Annotated in this window: 20 protein-coding genes and 1 other RNA gene; 18 read left to right on the forward strand and 3 right to left on the reverse strand. The window is 65.9% G+C overall.

The features are described 5' to 3' along the window. Positions 1–3: 3 nt before the first annotated feature. Positions 4–432: a cupin domain-containing protein gene (locus CG51_RS02435; RefSeq protein WP_035741480.1), complete on the forward strand. Its 429-nt coding sequence runs from the start codon at positions 4–6 to the stop codon at positions 430–432. 289 nt (positions 433–721) lie between these two features. On the opposite strand, the gene CG51_RS02440 is transcribed toward CG51_RS02435, so the two are convergent. Then, positions 722–1,852: an anhydro-N-acetylmuramic acid kinase gene (locus CG51_RS02440; protein WP_233141166.1), complete on the reverse strand. Its 1,131-nt coding sequence runs from the start codon at positions 1,850–1,852 to the stop codon at positions 722–724. Positions 1,853–1,956: 104 nt separating this feature from the next. On the opposite strand from CG51_RS02440, the gene tyrS reads away from it, so the two are divergent. The 3 genes from tyrS to CG51_RS02455 all read left to right on the forward strand — a co-directional run bounded on the left by tyrS (position 1,957) and on the right by CG51_RS02455 (position 3,957). Continuing rightward, positions 1,957–3,207 carry a tyrosine--tRNA ligase gene (tyrS, locus tag CG51_RS02445; RefSeq protein WP_035741481.1) on the forward strand — a complete coding sequence of 417 codons (1,251 nt, stop codon included), beginning with the start codon at positions 1,957–1,959 and terminating at the stop codon, positions 3,205–3,207. Positions 3,208–3,280: 73 nt separating this feature from the next. Then, on the forward strand, positions 3,281–3,709 hold the full coding sequence (locus tag CG51_RS02450) for a protein tyrosine phosphatase family protein (protein ID WP_035741483.1): 429 nt from the start codon (positions 3,281–3,283) through the stop codon (positions 3,707–3,709). Then, a complete protein-coding gene (locus tag CG51_RS02455; RefSeq protein ID WP_035741485.1) occupies positions 3,706–3,957 on the forward strand; it encodes a hypothetical protein in 252 nt (83 codons plus the stop codon). The genes CG51_RS02450 and CG51_RS02455 overlap by 4 nt, the downstream gene beginning before the upstream one ends. Before the next feature lie 208 nt (positions 3,958–4,165). Here CG51_RS02455 and modA read toward each other — a convergent pair whose 3' ends face one another. Next, positions 4,166–4,930, reverse strand: a complete 765-nt coding sequence (gene modA, locus CG51_RS02460) for a molybdate ABC transporter substrate-binding protein (RefSeq protein WP_035741486.1) — start codon at positions 4,928–4,930, stop codon at positions 4,166–4,168. A 49-nt stretch (positions 4,931–4,979) separates the two neighbouring features. Continuing rightward, positions 4,980–5,672, reverse strand: coding sequence for a metal-dependent hydrolase (locus CG51_RS02465; RefSeq protein ID WP_035741488.1), 693 nt, complete (start codon positions 5,670–5,672; stop codon positions 4,980–4,982). Between the two features lie 59 nt (positions 5,673–5,731). Between CG51_RS02465 and CG51_RS02470 the strand changes: the two genes are divergently transcribed. The 14 genes from CG51_RS02470 (at position 5,732) to CG51_RS02530 (ending at position 16,995) form a co-directional block, all read left to right on the forward strand. After that, positions 5,732–6,394: a ceramidase domain-containing protein gene (locus tag CG51_RS02470; RefSeq protein WP_035741490.1), complete on the forward strand. Its 663-nt coding sequence runs from the start codon at positions 5,732–5,734 to the stop codon at positions 6,392–6,394. A 30-nt stretch (positions 6,395–6,424) separates the two neighbouring features. Continuing rightward, complete coding sequence (gene gatC, locus CG51_RS02475) at positions 6,425–6,712, forward strand: Asp-tRNA(Asn)/Glu-tRNA(Gln) amidotransferase subunit GatC (RefSeq protein WP_035741492.1); 288 nt, start codon at positions 6,425–6,427, stop codon at positions 6,710–6,712. Next, entirely contained in the window at positions 6,709–8,196 is a 1,488-nt protein-coding gene (gene gatA, locus CG51_RS02480) for an Asp-tRNA(Asn)/Glu-tRNA(Gln) amidotransferase subunit GatA (RefSeq protein ID WP_035741494.1), read from the forward strand. The genes gatC and gatA overlap by 4 nt, the downstream gene beginning before the upstream one ends. Before the next feature lie 28 nt (positions 8,197–8,224). Further along, positions 8,225–8,827 carry a hypothetical protein gene (locus CG51_RS02485; RefSeq protein WP_051929993.1) on the forward strand — a complete coding sequence of 201 codons (603 nt, stop codon included), beginning with the start codon at positions 8,225–8,227 and terminating at the stop codon, positions 8,825–8,827. 3 nt (positions 8,828–8,830) lie between these two features. Further along, positions 8,831–9,502, forward strand: a complete 672-nt coding sequence (locus CG51_RS02490; protein ID WP_233141167.1) for an N-acetylmuramoyl-L-alanine amidase — start codon at positions 8,831–8,833, stop codon at positions 9,500–9,502. A 12-nt stretch (positions 9,503–9,514) separates the two neighbouring features. Further along, positions 9,515–9,899: RNase P RNA component class A (gene rnpB, locus CG51_RS19035), an RNA gene on the forward strand. Between the two features lie 75 nt (positions 9,900–9,974). Continuing rightward, the gene (locus CG51_RS02495; protein WP_035741496.1) at positions 9,975–10,538 is read left to right on the forward strand and encodes a sugar O-acetyltransferase; all 564 of its coding nucleotides are present in this window, start codon (positions 9,975–9,977) and stop codon (positions 10,536–10,538) included. A gap of 66 nt (positions 10,539–10,604) precedes the next feature. After that, complete coding sequence (locus tag CG51_RS02500) at positions 10,605–11,171, forward strand: NifU family protein (RefSeq protein WP_035741497.1); 567 nt, start codon at positions 10,605–10,607, stop codon at positions 11,169–11,171. Further along, positions 11,161–11,838, forward strand: a complete 678-nt coding sequence (gene tsaB / locus CG51_RS02505; RefSeq protein WP_035741499.1) for a tRNA (adenosine(37)-N6)-threonylcarbamoyltransferase complex dimerization subunit type 1 TsaB — start codon at positions 11,161–11,163, stop codon at positions 11,836–11,838. The genes CG51_RS02500 and tsaB overlap by 11 nt, the downstream gene beginning before the upstream one ends. After that, positions 11,835–12,254 carry a GNAT family N-acetyltransferase gene (locus CG51_RS02510; protein ID WP_035741500.1) on the forward strand — a complete coding sequence of 140 codons (420 nt, stop codon included), beginning with the start codon at positions 11,835–11,837 and terminating at the stop codon, positions 12,252–12,254. The genes tsaB and CG51_RS02510 overlap by 4 nt, the downstream gene beginning before the upstream one ends. A gap of 133 nt (positions 12,255–12,387) precedes the next feature. Continuing rightward, complete coding sequence (locus tag CG51_RS02515) at positions 12,388–13,377, forward strand: BMP family lipoprotein (protein ID WP_035741502.1); 990 nt, start codon at positions 12,388–12,390, stop codon at positions 13,375–13,377. 8 nt (positions 13,378–13,385) lie between these two features. Beyond that, complete coding sequence (locus CG51_RS02520; RefSeq protein WP_035741503.1) at positions 13,386–14,948, forward strand: ABC transporter ATP-binding protein; 1,563 nt, start codon at positions 13,386–13,388, stop codon at positions 14,946–14,948. Then, positions 14,948–16,030: an ABC transporter permease gene (locus CG51_RS02525; RefSeq protein ID WP_035741504.1), complete on the forward strand. Its 1,083-nt coding sequence runs from the start codon at positions 14,948–14,950 to the stop codon at positions 16,028–16,030. The genes CG51_RS02520 and CG51_RS02525 overlap by 1 nt, the downstream gene beginning before the upstream one ends. Beyond that, the gene (locus CG51_RS02530; RefSeq protein WP_035741505.1) at positions 16,030–16,995 is read left to right on the forward strand and encodes an ABC transporter permease; all 966 of its coding nucleotides are present in this window, start codon (positions 16,030–16,032) and stop codon (positions 16,993–16,995) included. Before CG51_RS02525 ends, CG51_RS02530 begins: the two co-directional genes overlap by 1 nt. The last annotated feature ends 11 nt before the right edge of the window (positions 16,996–17,006 follow it).

Below are 17,006 nucleotides of genomic sequence, written 5' to 3' on the forward strand. Positions count from 1 at the left end.
GGCATGGACGACGCGGAGCGGATCATCGCGGCGCTCGGTCTTGCCCCGCACCCCGAAGGCGGCTGGTTCCGCCAGACATGGATCGCGGAGGCCGCGGCGGGTGAGCGCCCGCCGGGCACCGCGATCCTTTTTCTTCTGCGGGCGGGCGAACGAAGCCATTGGCACCGGGTGGACGCGACGGAGATCTGGCATTTCCATGCCGGCGCCCCGCTCAGGCTCTCCCTCTCGGAACATGCGGAAGGACCGGCGCGGCACCTGCGCCTCGGCCCGGATGTGCTGGCGGGTGACAGCCCGCAAGGCATCGTCCCCAAGGGCCACTGGCAGGCGGCCCGTTCCACCGGCGCGTGGACATTGGCCGGCTGCACCGTCAGCCCCGGCTTCACTTTCTCAGGGTTCGAGCTCGCGCCTCCCGGATTCGATATCGGCGGCTAGGAGGCTTTCTGGAGAGACCTTTGATCTGCATCGGAACGCAAATGTGAGCAAATCCAGCCAGAACTCCAGACATCTTGGGTCATTCCAGACCTGAGGTCGTGTCAAAACTCGCGGCCAGAACATCACGGTGCTGTTCGGTTTCGGTGGAACTGAACTGCCAAGATTCTGCTCCGCGCTTGTTGCAGCGCCGCTTGGGAGAACCGGTTCTGCGCATGTTCGCCTCTGCCCCGCTCGACACAGGCAGGGCCGATTTCCAGAGCAAAAGCACCCCAGAACCCTGCACAGCCGTTCAGGCGGCCCGCGCATCCGGTCGGCTGATCCGGCCGCCTGTCACGGGTCGCGGCACCCCAGTGGTCATCGGGCCGGAGAGTGGCAGGCCACGCAATACACGGACGGCGAGAAAAGCGAAGGCCTGTGCCTCAAGCATATCGCCGTCGAGGCCCAGATCCTCCACCGGCGCGACGTGTGTACCAAGCCGATCTGCCAGCATCCGCATCAATGTTGCATTGTGCCGCCCGCCACCGGTCACCAGCACGCGCGATACCTGGGTCGGGAAATGCCGGGCGCCAGCCGCGACGGTTGCCGCAACCACCGCGGAGAGGGTCGCCGCCCCATCTGCGTCTGATAGTGCTTCGACCGAGGGCAGCAGCCCGGGAAAGCCGTTCCTGTCCAGCGACTTGGGCGGCCTTAGCGCGAAATAGGGATGGGCCAGCAGCACCGCCACGGCGGCCTCATCTACCGTGCCAGAGGCGGCGAGCGCCCCCCCCTCATCCCGCGTGGTACCCCGGCGTTGGCGAAGAAAGTCATCAATCGGGGCATTCGCGGGACCAGTGTCAAAGGCAAGGAGCGCACCTTCGGACTCCGGCGCGGGGCGGCGCGGATCGACCCAGGTGAAATTGCCCACACCGCCCAGGTTCAGGAAGGCTACAGGCTCCCGCTCTCCCGCCCACTGGGCACAGGCGAAATGGAAAAACGGTGCGAGCGGCGCCCCTTGCCCGCCCGCTGCGACATCGGCGGAGCGGAAGTCCCAGATCACCGGGCGGCCCAGCGCCGCCGCCAGGGCCGCGCCCGAACCTGCCTGATGGGTTCCCCGCCCGCCCGGATCATGCGCCAGTGTCTGGCCGTGAAAGCCTGCGACCTCCCCCGCCAGCGGCGACATCAGCACCGCATGGGCGGCCTCCACCACACGCGCGGCCTCCGCCACCCCCGGCTCGCCGGGCCAGCGGCCGAGCGCGGCGCGCAGAACGTCCCGCTCCCCTTCAGTATAGGGGCGGTAGGCGGAGGGGCCGAAGGTCTCTATCCGTTCGCCATCCGTCACGACCGTCGCCGCGTCCACCCCGTCGAGCGAAGTTCCCGACATCGCGCCAAGCGCTGTCATCATCCGGTCCATGACCCCTCCAAAACCGTTCCCCACCGCCATGACGCTTTCCCTTGCAGCCGCCCGGCGGTATAGGCGACGGCACATGGAGAGGCACCACGGGTAAGCCTTGGGATCCATGTCAGACAAGAGAGGATGAAAGGGCAATGGCCTTCCAACCGAAATCCGATTTTCTGAGCGTCATGATCGAGCGTGGCTATGTCGCCGACTGCACCGATTACGAGGCGCTGGACGCGGCTTTGGTGAAGGGGATCGTGCCCGCCTATATCGGCTATGACGCGACGGCGGCGTCGCTGCATGTGGGGCATCTGCTCAACATCATGATGCTGCGCTGGTTGCAGAAAACCGGGCACAAGCCGATCACGCTCATGGGTGGTGGCACCACCAAGGTAGGCGACCCCTCCTTCCGCAGTGAGGAACGCCCGCTGCTGACCCCCGAGCGGATCGACGAGAACATCGCCGGGATGAAGCAGGTGTTCTCCCGTTACCTCTCTTACGGGGAGGCGGGGAACGGCGCGCTGATGCTGAACAACGCCGAATGGCTGGACCACCTCAACTACCTCGAGTTCCTGCGGGACATCGGGCGGCATTTCTCCGTCAACCGCATGCTGTCGTTCGAATCGGTCAAGTCGCGGCTGGACAGGGAGCAGTCGCTCTCCTTCCTCGAATTCAACTACATGATCCTTCAGGCCTATGACTTTCTGGAGTTGAACCGCCGGTATGGGTGCCTGCTGCAGATGGGCGGGTCGGACCAGTGGGGGAACATTGTCAACGGGATCGACCTGACCCGCCGGGTGATCGACAGGGAGATCTACGGCCTCACCTCGCCGTTGCTCACGACATCGGACGGGCGGAAGATGGGCAAGTCGGCGGGCGGCGCGGTATGGCTGAACGCCCAGATGCTCTCGCCCTACGAGTTCTGGCAGTTCTGGCGGAATACCACGGACGCGGATGTGACCCGGTTCCTGAAGCTCTACACCGAGCTGCCGGTCGCGGAATGCGAGCGGCTGGGCGCGCTGGCGGGGTCTGAGATCAACGGCGCGAAGATCATCCTCGCCAATGAGGTCACCACGCTCCTCCATGGTGCAGAGGCGGCGCAGGCGGCGGAGGCCACGGCGCGCGAAGTATTCGAAAGGGGCGGGATCGGGGATGATCTGCCCACGCTCGCGCTCGAAAGCGGGGAAGTGGGCGAGGGCATCACTCTGGCCCAGCTCGTCGTGCGGTCGGGGCTGGCGAAATCGGGCAAGGACGCGAAACGCCTGATCGCCGAGGGCGGCCTGCGCGTCAACGACGCGGCGGAGGCCGATGCGGGGCGCATGTTCGCGCCTGCCGATCTTGCGGAGCCTGTGAAGCTCACCGCAGGCCGGAAGCGTCACGCGCTGGTCGTATTGAACTGACCGGGCGGGGGCCGCAAGCGTTGCGCTTGCGGTCCCCATCCGTATGCTGCGGGCAAGGATCAAGGAGAACACCATGGATATCCGCGCCCTGACTGACGACTATGCCGTCTCGCCCCAGATCGACCCGTCCGACATTCCGGCGATCAGGGACGCGGGCTATACCACCATCATCTCCAACCGCCCGGATGCGGAGAACCCGCCGGAGTTGCGCAACGACGAGATGCGCCGCGCGGCGGAGGCAGCCGGCCTGACATTCGTGGAAAACCCTGTGATCGGCGGCGCGCTCACAGAGGACAACGTGAGCGCTCAGGCCGCGGCGCGGGAAGCGGCGACAGGTCCGGTGCTGGCCTACTGCGCCTCCGGCAACCGGTCGTCCATCATGTGGGCGCTGACGGAAGCGGGCAATCTCGCGACGGATGACATCATCGCGACGCCGTCGCGCTATGGCTACAACCTCGAACCCGTGCGCGGGCTGATCGACGCGCTGGCCGCACGGAAGTGATCCTGCGTTTCGCCGACAGCCACGCCTATCCGGGCTGTCGCGTCGGGCTGGCGGAGGCCGGGGGCGATACGCTGGCGGAATTTTCCGACGGCAGCACCGCCCCTGTCGTGGCAGAGCGGCAGGGCACGGGCTGGGACATTCGGATCGCACCTTACCGCACAGCGCGGGGCACCGCCATCGCCGCCGCGAACTGGCGGTTGTCGCGCGTCGGCGACGGCTGGAAGGTCACGGCTCGGCTCGGCGGGTGATGCGGCAGCCTGTACCGCGCGAAACAGAGGCTGAGAGAGCGCAGCATCTCAGCCGGCTTGCGGCAGGGCGCTTTCAGCCACATGTGGGCGGAGCACGCCCGGCCCGCTGCCGAAAGCCTCCATATCGACGCGTACACAGGGGGCCGGGAAGTCCGGCTGCCTGCATCAAGGCGGGCGCAGGGACCGGGAAGCCCGCGACCCGCGATCTTCAATGCATCGACACGAAACCATGGGCCTCGAACAGCGCACGGATCGGATCGGAAGACAGGAAGCTGACGAAGCCATCCGCTTCGGACGGATGGGGCGGCTCCTTCGTCACCGCGATCGGATAGAATATCGGCGCGTGGCTTTCCGGCGGGAGGGTGGCAACGATGGTCACCGCTTTTTGCGCGACCGCATCAGTGCCATAAGCGATGCCATAGGCCGCCTGCCCTCCAGCGACGGCGGCAACCACACCCGGCTCCGTCTCGGCGATCAGCAGATGCGGCTCCACCGTCTCCCACACACCGAGATGGCGGAGCGATTCGCGCCCGTAGACGCCAAGCGGCAACCCCTCCGCCGCCAGGGCCACCTTACCTTCGGCCAGAAGTCTGGCGGCATCCGGGCTTTCGAGCGGGACGGGCTCCGTATGTCCCGGCCCGCCGATCAGCACGAGCGTGTTGCCGAGCAGATCGAATCGCTTGCCCTCTGCGATGAACCCGCCCGCATCCAGCAGGTCCATGGATTCCGCATCGGACGAGAGGAACACATCCACATCCGCGCCCTCCGCAACCTGTCGCGCCAGTTCCGAGCTGGCCCCGTAGGTGATAAGCGCACGCTCTCCGCTCGTGCGCGCCCACTCCGCCGCGGCGAGGTCGAGCGATGCCTTGAGGCTGGTGGGTGCAAAGACCACCACCGGCTCTGCCGCGTGAAGGGGCAGGCTGGCGAGGCTCAGCCCAGCGGCGAGAAGAAGGCGGCGTGTCAGATCGAACATGGGGTTCCTCCTTGGATCGGAACGAGGGGCGCGCCGGAAGAGGCGCATGTCAGAGCGGCACGGGGGTCAGCACTTCCGGCTCATGCACCGTCACCCCGGGCAGCCCCGCCTGCAGGACCGAGGCGTCCTGCGCGAGCAGAGGGAAGGTCCGGTAATGGCTGGGCAGGACAAGCGAGAAATCGAAGAATGTCTTCGCGGCATAGGCGGCCCGGGTCATGTCCATCGTGTAGTGCCCGCCCGCGCAGAGGATGCCGATATCGGGCGCGTGCAGATCAGCGATGATCTTCATGTCGGCCATCACATCGGTATCGCCGGAGAAATAGATCGTCCGCCCTTCGCCCGCGATGACATAGCCCGATTCCGTGCCGGCATAGATCGTCTGGCCATCCACGGTCATGGAGGAGGAATGCGTGGCGTTGACCATCGTCACCTTTGCGCCGTTCAGATCGACCGTGCCGCCCTTGTTGAAGTCGATGGTCTCGCAGCCGTGGCGCTCCGCGAAATAGCCCATCAGTTCGGGGATACCGACCAGCGGAATGCCCAATTCCTTCGCAATGGCGAGCATGTCGCCGGTATGATCGTTGTGGCCATGCGTCAGCACGATATGGGTCGCGCCCCTGATGGCATCCGCGCGCCGTCCCTCCGGGAACATCGGGTTGCCGGTCAGCCACGGGTCCACCAGCAGAACCGCGCCCTCGACCTCGATGCGCCAGCCGCCATGGCCAAGCCAGATGATCTGCATGGATTTCTCCTCTACTGTTCCATCCGAAAGGTAGCCGCGCCGCGCGGGAATGGAAACGCATGGACTGGAGCCGGACGATAGACGCCTATTGTGAGCGGACGGACACCTCCTTCTGGTCGGAGCCCCTGAATGCCGTCACCAACCTGGCGTTTCTCATCGCCGCCCTTGTGTCCTGGGGGCGGATTCGGCGGGAGCGGCTGCCGCTGGCCGGTGTGCTCTGCGCGCTCCTGGCGCTGATCGGCATCGGGTCCTTCCTGTTTCACACTTTCGCGACCCGCTGGGCGGCGCTGGCCGATACGGTGCCGATCCTTGCCTTCATCCTCGTTTATCTCTTCGCGGCGAACCTGCATTTCCTGCGACTCCGCTGGCCCTTGGCGCTGATCGGGGTAGCGTCGTTTCTCCCTTGCGCTGCTCTGGTCACCCCGTTTCTGGCGGAGGTGCCGCTTCTGGGCCGATCCGCCGCCTATCTGCCGGTGCCGCTCCTGATACTGTTCTATGCGCTCCTGATGTCCTCGCGCGCGCCGGGGACCGCCGGCGGGCTGGTGCTCGGGGCTGGTCTCCTGCTCCTGTCGCTCACCGCCCGCTCTGCCGACGGGCTGGTCTGCGCCCGCCTGCCGATGGGGTTGCATCCGCTCTGGCACGTGCTGAATGCACTGATGCTCGGGTGGATGATAGAGGTCTATAGGCGTCACATGCTTGCGGAACGGGGCCTGCCTCGCTAAACGATCCCGGTCCTGACGCGGAGACACCCCATGTCCATCGACACCGATACCGCGCGCCGCGTGGCGCATCTTGCCCGTATCCGGGTGGAGGAGACCGACCTGCCCGCATTGGCGCAGGAACTGTCGAATATCCTCACCTTCATGGAACAGCTCAATGAGGTGGATGTGGAGGGCGTGGAGCCGATGACCTCGGTCACGCCCATGCGGCTCAAGCGCCGTCAGGACGTGGTGACGGAAGGGGAGATGCAGGACAGGATCCTCGCCAATGCCCCCGATGCCCGCGAAGGATTCTTTGCCGTGCCGAAGGTGGTGGAATGACCGAAGTCCTGCCGAACCGTCTGACCATCGCCGATGCGCGCGACGCGCTCCGCAAGGGCGACATCACCTCCGTCGAACTGACGGAATCCTGCCTTGAGGCGATTGCCGCCGCAGGGTCGCTGAACGCCTTTGTCCACACCACCCCCGAGATCGCGCTCCACCGCGCGACGGAGGCCGACAAACGACTGGCCGGGGGCGATGCGCCCGCCATGTGCGGCATCCCGATCGGGGTGAAGGACCTGTTCTGCACCGAGGGCGTCGCCTCGCAGGCCGCCTCTCGCATTCTGGAGGGCTTCCGTCCGGGCTACGAATCGACCGTCACGCAGCAGTTGCGCGACGCGGGCGCGGTGATGCTGGGCAAGCTGAACATGGACGAATTCGCCATGGGCAGTTCCAACGAAACCTCCGCCTACGGCGATGTGGTGAACCCGTGGAAGGTGGACGGGCGCAACCTGACGCCCGGCGGCTCCTCCGGGGGATCGGCGGCGGCGGTGGCCGCCGACCTGTGCCTTGGCGCCACGGGGACGGATACCGGTGGCTCCATCCGCCAGCCCGCCGCCTTCACCGGCATCGTGGGCATCAAGCCGACCTACGGGCGCTGCTCCCGCTGGGGCACAATCGCCTTCGCCTCCTCACTGGATCAGGCGGGGCCGATGACCAAGACGGTGCGCGACGCGGCCATCATGCTCGAAGCGATGTCCGGGCCAGATGCAAAGGATTCCACATCCGCCGACCTCGCCGTGCCGAATTTCGAAGCCGCGCTCACCGGTGACATCCGGGGCAAGCGCATCGGCATCCCGCGCGAATACCGCATGGACGGAATGCCCGACGAGATCGAGGCCCTCTGGAAACAGGGCACAGAAATGCTCCGCGACGCCGGTGCGGAGATCGTGGACATCTCCCTTCCCCATACGAAATACGCGCTTCCGGCGTATTACGTGATCGCGCCGGCGGAAGCGTCCTCGAACCTCGCACGATACGATGGCGTGCGCTATGGCCACCGGGCAAAGCTCGGGCCGGGCGAAGGCATCGTGCAGCTTTATGAAAAGACCCGCGCCGAAGGCTTCGGCAAGGAAGTCCAGCGCCGGGTCATGGTCGGTACCTACGTGCTCTCCGCCGGGTTCTATGACGCTTATTACAACCGCGCCCGCAAGGTCCGCGCGATGATCAAGCATGACTTTGACGTCGTATTCGGGGATGGGATTGACGCGATCCTGACACCGGCCACGCCGTCTGCGGCATTCGGTCTGGGTGAAATGGCCGATGCGGATCCGGTAAGGATGTATCTCAACGACGTCTTCACCGTGACGGTCAACCTCGCGGGTTTGCCGGGGATTTCGGTGCCGGCGGGCCTGGACCGGCAGGGTCTGCCGCTGGGCCTCCAGCTCATTGGCCGGCCGTGGGAGGAGGGCGAGCTTCTCAATGCGGCCTTCGCGCTTGAGACCGCTGCGGGATTCGTTTCCAAGCCCGCGAAATGGTGGTAAGTCGCTAGAAAATTAAATGGGTTGCCCGATGCGCCTTACTTTCGCTGTCCTTGCTCTCTCTGCTCTTGCTGCCTGCTCCTCCGAGGGGAGCTATCAGGAATACATGCACATGCGTGAGGAGGGGGCGGCCGGCGGCGCTCCAGCCAGCGCGATCGGGGGGCCGTCGGTCTCGTCCTCCTCGCTCGGCGCGCCAGCCGCCACCTACGGCGACACGGCGCCAGCGCAGGAGCGCGCGGCGGTGTTCACCGGCATCTCCGACGAGCAGAGCTTTGCCGCCGTCCGCTCGCGCGAAACGATCGAGAGCGACAAGGCCCGCATCGAGGCCAACGCACGCAGCTACCAGCAGGTGGCGACGGTTCCCCTGCCCCAGCGCACCAATACCGGGCCGAACATCGTGGCCTATGCGCTCCAGACCACCAACAACGTGGGGGAGCAACGTTACAGCCGGGTGAACCCGTTCCGGGGCAATATGAACGCCAGCGCCTGCGCGCGCTATGCCTCGCCCGATCTCGCCCAGCAGGCGTTCCTTGAGGCGGGTGGCCCGGAAAGCGACCGGCGCAGCCTTGATCCCGATGGCGACGGTTTCGCCTGTGACTGGGATCCGACACCCTTCCGCAACGCGATGCGCTGAACCATGCCCTCGCCGAACTTCGGCGAGCGTCGGGACGGCGCGCGGCCCGACATGGTGGTGATCCACTACACCGCCATGGCCGACTGCCGCGCGGCGGAGGCGCGGCTGTGCGATCCCGCGGCGGAAGTATCGGCCCACTGGCTGATCGGCAAGGACGGTACAACGCTGCCGCTGGTGGAGGAGAGCCACAGGGCATGGCACGCAGGGGCCGGCCAATGGGGCACCGTGACCGACGTGAACTCCCGCTCCATCGGCATCGAGCTTGACAATACAGGCGCAGAGCCGTTCTCCGCCCCGCTGATGGCATCGCTGGAGCGGCTGCTGGCCGACATCCTCGACAGATGGACCATTCCGCCGGAGCGGGTGATCGCCCATTCCGACATGGCGCCCGCACGCAAGATCGACCCCGGTCCCCGGTTCGACTGGCGGCGGCTCGCGCTGTCCGGTCTGTCGGTCTGGCCTGAGTCGGCAGAGGAGGACGGAGCACGTCAGAGCGGGCTTATGGCCTCTCTCCACGCTTTCGGCTACCCGGAGGGCGATGCCGCGTTGCTTCTCTCCGCCTTCCGGCTCCGCTTCCGCCCCTGGGCCGATGGACCCGCCGACCCCGTGGATGCGGCGCTGGCCGCCGACCTTGCCCGTCGCTTTCCCGTTGACCGGACGCGGGGGAGCGTCTAGCTCTCTCCCCGCGCGGATGGCCGGATGACCGCGGGGGCCGCAAGGCTCGCGAGGAAAGTCCGGACTCCATGAAGCAACGGTGCCGGGTAACGCCCGGCCGGGGCAACCCGAGGGAAAGCGCCACAGAGAACAGACCGCCCGCGGTTCGCCGCTGGCAAGGGTGAAACGGTGGAGTAAGAGCCCACCGCGGGACTGGCAACAGGACCGGCTTGGCAAGCCCCACCGGGAGCAATGCCGAATAGGGGCCTCGCGCCTTCCGCTCCGGCGGAGGCAGGGACGCTTCAGCCCGGAGGCCCGGGTTGGCAGCTTGAGCCCGGAGGTAACTCCGGGCCTAGAGGAATGGTCATCCAGGGGGTCCGCCCCCGGACAAAATCCGGCTTACAGGCCATCCGCGCATACAATGACCCCCGATACCGGGAGCAAACCGCCAGAAAAACTGTGGAAGCCCCCTAAGCCCCCCGCGGAGGATGCCATGACAGACGACCGGACTCAGAAACAACGGATGCTGGCTGGGGAACTCTATCTGGCGAACGATCCCGAGCTGGTGGCAGAACACCTTTCGGCGCAGCACCTCCTTGCGACCTTCAATGCCAGCGCAGCGGATGAAACGGCGGTGAGGGATCATCTGCTGTCCCGGCTGTTCCGCCACTGGGGCGATGGGGCAGTGCTGAAGCCCGCCTTCCGCTGCGATTACGGTATCCACATCTCCATCGGCGCCCGCAGCTTCGTGAACTACGATTGCGTCTTTCTGGACTGCAACCGCATCGACATCGGGGAGGAGGTGCAGATCGGCCCGGGCGTGCACATCTATACGGCAACCCATCCCCTCGACGCCGCCACCCGGCGCTCCGGCCTCGAATCAGCCCTGCCCGTGCGGGTGGGCGACGGTGTGTGGATCGGCGGCGGCAGCATCCTCTGCCCCGGCGTGACGGTGGGCGCGAACACCGTCATCGGCGCGGGCAGCGTGGTGACGCGCGATCTGCCCGGCGGGGTGCTGGCGGTGGGAAATCCCTGCCGTGTGCTCCGGTCGATTTAGAATCGTTCCAGAAATCTTGACTTTCCCTGTCGGAATCGACATCTTGGCCGCAACAGGAGACAGCCCATGTTCATCCAGACAGAGACGACCCCGAACCCCGCCACGCTGAAGTTCCTTCCCGGCCTGACCGTGCTTGAGGTCGGGACCGCAGATTTCCCGAACGAGGGCGCGGCCGACCGTTCCCCCCTCGCCCGCCGCATCTTCGCGGTGGAAGGCGTGACGGGTGTGTTCTTCGGCACCGATTTCGTGACGGTGACCAAGGCCGAAGGCGTCGCCTGGGAGCATATCAAGCCCGCGATCCTCGGCGCGATCATGGAGCATTATCAATCCGGTATTCCGGTGATGGAAGGAGAGGCCCCGAAGGCCAACTCCGGCCATCGCGAGCATACGGGAGAAGACGCGGATATCGTCGAGCAGATCAAGGAACTACTGGACACGCGTGTCCGCCCTGCGGTGTCGCAGGACGGCGGCGATATCACCTTCCACGGGTTCGACCGGGGTGTGGTCTATCTGCACATGCAGGGGGCCTGCGCGGGTTGCCCGTCCTCGACCCTCACGCTGAAGATGGGGATCGAGAACCTGTTGCGCCACTATATCCCCGAGGTGATCGAGGTCAGGCCCGTTGCCGCCTGAGCCGCTGATTCTTGCCTTCGACACATCGGCCGCGCATTGCGCGGCCGCTTTGCTCTCCGGCGACCGACTGCTTGTTTCGCGGCAGGAGGATATGGAGAAGGGTCAGGCGGAACGGCTGATGCCGCTGCTGGAGGAGTTGCTGGCGGAGGCGCAAGCCGGATGGCGCGATCTCTCGGCGCTCGGCGTGGGCGTGGGGCCGGGCAATTTCACCGGCATCCGCATCGCTGTGGCCGCGGCGCGTGGGTTGGCGCTGTCGCTCGGCCTGCCCGCCATCGGGGTAAGCCGGTTCGAGGCGCTGGCGGTGGGTACGCGGCGCCCGGTTCTCGTCAGTCTCGACGCACGCCGCGATCATGTCTGGCTCTGCCCACTGCGCACGGAGGGCGAGTTGCTGTCGCAAGGAATCGGTGAAGGCGCTGTACTTGTCGACCCGAATTGCCTGCCGGAGGGACTGGCAGAGAGCCAGCTCCCTGTTCTGGGGCACAGAGCTGTGGAGATCGCGCACCTGACGGGGGGAACGGCACTTGGGCCGGGGATGCCGGTGGCGGAGGGCGTGGCCCGGCTCGCAGCGGAGCGGCGGCATCGACCTTCACCTCCCCCGGCCCCTCTCTATCTCCGCCCTGCCGATGCGGCGCCGCCTGCTGATCCGCCGCCGCTCATCCTGCCATGACGCCGGCGGAGCTTGCACAGCTTCACGCGGAAAGCTTCACCACGCCCCGCCCCTGGTCGGAGCGGGAGATGGCGGAGGTACTGGCCGGGCGTGGTGTCTTTCTGCTGCGGGAGGACGCGGCCTTCCTCATCGGCCGGGTCATCGCGGATGAGGCGGAGTTGCTGACGCTTGCCGTCTCCTCCGCGTTTCGCCAACGGGGTATCGGGCGACGGCTGGTCGAGGGGTTTGCGGCGGAAGCGGCGCGGCGCGGCGCGGCAAGCGCGTTCCTGGAAGTCGCCGCCGACAATGCCCCGGCACGTGCGCTCTATGCGGCGACAGGTTTCCGGGTAGCCGGGCACCGCAGGGGGTACTACGCCACCCCCGATGGTGGTTCCGTCGATGCTGTGGTCATGACGCGGGCACTCCTCCCCTCCTGAACCGTCCCGACAAAGCCTGCGCCAGAAATCTGTTGACCGCCCGCAGGGGCTGCGGGCAAATCGTGCTGGGCGAAGACCCGGCTGTCGCCACTGGAACCGGGCGGCTGGCAGACAGGCAACAAGGAGACATTTCATGGGTTTGATGCGGACCTATCTCGGCGCCGCCGCTGCGCTCGTTCTGGGCGCGGGCGTTGCCGCAGCCGATCCGGCGCTGATCTTCGATCTCGGCGGAAAGTTCGACAAATCCTTCAACGAAGCCGCCTATGGCGGAGCGCAGCGCTGGGTCGCGGCATCGGGTGGCAGCTACCGTGAGCTTGAGATGCAGTCGGAGGCGCAACGGGAGCAGGCGCTCCGCCGTCTGGCCGAAAGCGGCTCCAACCCCATCGTAATGACCGGCTTTGCCTTCGGCGACGTGTTGAACAAGGTTGCCCCCGATTATCCCGACACCAAATTCGTCATCATCGACATGGTTGTCGATCAGCCGAACGTGCGCTCCGTCGTATTCACGGAGGAACAGGGATCCTATCTTGTAGGCATCATGGCCGCGATGGCCTCCAAGACGGGCACGGTCAGCTTCATCGGTGGCATGGACATACCGCTCATCCACAAGTTCGCCTGCGGCTTTGTGCAGGGTGTGAAGGCGACGAACCCGGACGCAAAGATCATCCAGAACTACGTGGGCACTACGCCCGCCGCCTGGAACGACCCGGTGAAGGCCGGCGAGCTGACACGCGCTCAGAAGTCGCAGGGTTCGGACGTGGTCTATGCGGCGGCAGGCGGCTCCGGCATCGGTGTTCTGCAAGCCGCGGCGGATGAGAAGATGCTGTCGATCGGTGTCGATTCGAACCAGAACTTCCTGCATCCGGGACAGGTTCTGACCTCCATGATCAAACGCGTGGACAATGCCGTGTTCGAGGCATTCACCGAAGGCGGAAACCTGGCCCCGGGGATCAAGGTGATGGATCTGGCGTCCGAAGGGGTAGGTTATGCTCTGGACGAGAACAACGCCGCTCTCGTCACCCCGGAGATGAAAGAAGCCGCGGACAAGGCAGCCACGGAAATTGCAGCCGGAACGCTCAAGGTGCACGATTACATGACCGACAACACCTGCCCTGTGCAGTGAGGGAAGCCATGACGGGAGGCGGCGGCGACAGGGAGACGGCGGCGCCTCTTGCAATCGAACTCAGGGGCGTTTCCAAATCCTTCGGCGCGGTTCAGGCCAACCGGGACATCTCGCTCAAGGTGCGCAAGGGCACGATCCACGGCATCATCGGCGAAAACGGCGCTGGGAAATCGACGCTCATGTCGATCCTGTTCGGGTTCTATCAGGCAGATGCGGGCGAAATTCTGATCGACGGCAAAGTGACCGCGATCCCGGACAGCCAGTCCGCGATCAAGGCGGGCATCGGCATGGTGTTCCAGCATTTCAAGCTGGTGGAGAACTTCACCGTGCTGGAGAATGTCGTGCTCGGCGCGGAGGGCGGGCGCCTGCTGCGCCCCTCGCTCGCACGGGCGAGGAGCCTGCTTGTGGACCTTGCCCGTGACTATGAACTGAACGTGGATCCGGATGCGCTGGTGGAAGAGCTTTCCGTGGGCCATCAGCAGCGAGTGGAAATCCTCAAGGCCCTCTACCGTCAGGCCAATATCCTGATACTCGACGAACCGACTGGCGTGCTGACACCGGCGGAGGCGGACCACCTGTTTCGCATACTCCGCGCGCTCCGGGACGAGGGAAAGACAATCCTCCTCATCACCCACAAGCTGCGCGAGATCATGGAGGTGACCGATGCCGTCTCCGTCATGCGGCGCGGGGAGATGGTGGCAACGCTGCCCACGCGAGACACCACGCCAGAGGCGCTGGCCGAGCTTATGGTAGGGCGCAAGGTGCTCCTCCGGGTGGAGAAGGAGAAGGCGACGCCTGGCCCCGTCGTGCTGTCGGTCGAAAACCTGACGGTGCGCGACACCACCGGCGTGGAGCGGGTCAGGGATGTCTCCCTCACCGTGCGGGCCGGCGAGATCGTCGGCATCGCGGGGGTTGCAGGAAACGGACAGTCGGAGCTTCTGGCGGTGCTGGGCGGTATCATGCCCGCCGCCTCCGGTCAGATCCTGCTGAACGGCCGCGCCTTGCCGCTGTCGGGGCGGGAGGCGAACGGACGGAGCCGCAGAAGTGCGGGCATCGCCCATGTGCCGGAGGACCGCCATCACCTTGGCCTGATCCTCGACTTCACGGCATGGGAGAACGTGGCCTTCGGCTATCAGGACGACCCGGCCTACCGGCGCGGCCCGTTCATGCAGAACGGCGTGCTGATCGGGGAGACGGAGGCGAAGATGCAGCGTTTCGACGTGCGCCCGCCCCTTCCCCGGCTTGAGGCCAAGAATTTCTCGGGCGGCAACCAGCAGAAGATCGTTCTGGCACGGGAGATGGAGCGCAACCCGGACCTGCTGCTGATCGGCCAGCCGACGCGGGGTGTGGATATCGGGGCTATCGAATTCATCCACCGCCAGATCGTCGCCCTGCGCGATGCGGGCAAGGCAATCCTGCTGGTTTCCGTGGAGCTGGACGAGATCCGGGCGCTCTCCGACCGGATCGTCGTGATGTGCGGCGGTGAGATCATGGGCGAACGCGCGCCGGAAACGACCAATGAGCGGGAACTTGGCATGATGATGGCGGGAATGGACGGGAAGGCCGCGTGATGCCGAAATGGGCTGACGTCTTTCTCGTGCCGCTGATCAGCATCCTGCTGGCCTTAATCATCTCCGCGCTGGTGATCCTCGCCATCGGCGCCGACCCGGTGGAGGCGATCCGCACGATGGTGACGGGCGCGCTCGGCTCCTCCTATGGCTGGGGGTTCACGCTCTATTATGCCACCTCGTTCATGTTCACCGGGCTGTCGGTGGCCGTGGCGTATCACGCGGGCCTGTTCAATATCGGCGGCGAGGGGCAGGCGACGCTGGGTGGCCTCGGCGTAGCGCTTGTCTGTCTGGCGCTGCCATGGACCCATTGGTGGCTGGCGCTTCCCGCCGCGATGATCGGCGCGGCGGTGTTCGGTGCGGTCTGGGCCGCGATCCCTGCCTGGCTTCAGGCGCGGCGCGGCAGCCACGTCGTCATCACCACCATCATGTTCAACTTCATCGCCGCGGCATTGCTGAACTATCTGCTGGTGAACATTCTGCGGCCCATAGGCTCCATGGATCCGGCGACGGCCCGTTTTCCCGCAGGGGCCACCCTGCCCCGCCTGTCGGAAATCCTCGCGCTCGTGGGTATTCCGTTCAACAACCGCAATCCGGCCAATATCACCTTTCTGATCGCGGTTGCCGCCTGCATCGCTGTCTGGCTCCTCATCTGGCACACGCGTCTGGGCTATGAGATCCGCGCCTTCGGCAAATCGGAATCCGCCGCGCGCTACGCAGGTATATCGCCCACGCGGATCACCATGTGGGCCATGCTCATCTCCGGCGGGCTGGCGGGGATGATGGCCATCAACAACGTCATGGGGGAGGCCCAGCGGCTGGTACTGAACTCCGTCGAGGGGGCGGGCTTCATCGGCATTGCGGTGGCGCTCATGGGCCGTTCCCATCCGGTGGGGATTTTCCTCGCCTCCCTGCTGTTCGGATTTCTCTACCAGGGCGGCGCGGAGCTGTCGCTCTGGATGGCGATCCCGCGTGAACTGATCACCGTGATACAGGCGCTGGTCATCCTCTTCACGGGCGCGCTCGACAACATGGTCCGCCTGCCGGTGGAGCGGTTGTTTTTGAAATTCGGGAGGAAGGGCTGATGGACGCGGCCACGATCCTGCAGATCCTCGACAGCACGATCCGCCTCGGGACACCGCTGCTGCTGGCCTGTCTGGCGGGGATGTTCTCCGAACGGGCGGGGATTTTCGACATCGGGCTGGAGGGCAAGATGCTCGCCGCCGCGTTCCTGTCGGCGGCGGTGGCGGCGGTGACGGGGAATGTCTGGATCGGCCTGCTGGCGGGGATAGGAGCCTCGCTGGCGCTGTCGGCCATCCACGGCCTCGCCTCTATTACCTTCCGCGGCAATCAGCTCATCTCCGGCGTGGCGATCAACTTCCTGGCCTCCGGCCTGACGGTGCTGATCGGGCAGAACTGGTTCCAGCTCGGCGGACGCACACCCTCGCTGGAGGGCGCGGCGCGGTTTCAACCCATCACTCTCCCCTTCGCAGAGACATTGCGCGATGTCCCCGTCATCGGCCCGATCTATGCGGAGCTGATCTCCGGTCATACCATCCTCGTCTACGTCGCGTTCCTGCTCGTCCCGGCGAGCGCGTTCCTCCTCTACCGCACGCGGTTCGGTCTCCGGCTCAGGGCGGTGGGGGAGAACCCGGCGGCGGTGGACACGGCGGGCGTGTCCGTCACGCGGCTGCGCTACGCGGCCGTCGCGATCTGCGGGGTGCTTACCGGGCTTGCGGGTGCCTATCTGTCGACCGGGCTATCGGCGGGCTTCGTCAAGGAGATGACCGCTGGGCGCGGCTATATCGCACTGGCCGCGCTGATCTTCGCCAAGTGGCGGCCATGGTACGCTCTCGGCGCGACGATGCTCTTCGGCTTCCTGGAGGCGCTGACCAACCGGTTCCAGACCATTGAACTTCTGGGCATCACCGTTCCGGTGCAGGTCATGCAGGCGCTGCCCTATGTGCTGACGGTCATCATTCTTGCCGGCTTCGTCGGTCGGGCTGTTCCTCCGCGCGCGGGCGGGGTAGCCTATGTGAAGGAGCGGTAGCCGCGGGCGCG

The organism is Haematobacter missouriensis (genome assembly GCF_000740775.1).
Lineage (GTDB): Bacteria > Pseudomonadota > Alphaproteobacteria > Rhodobacterales > Rhodobacteraceae > Haematobacter > Haematobacter missouriensis.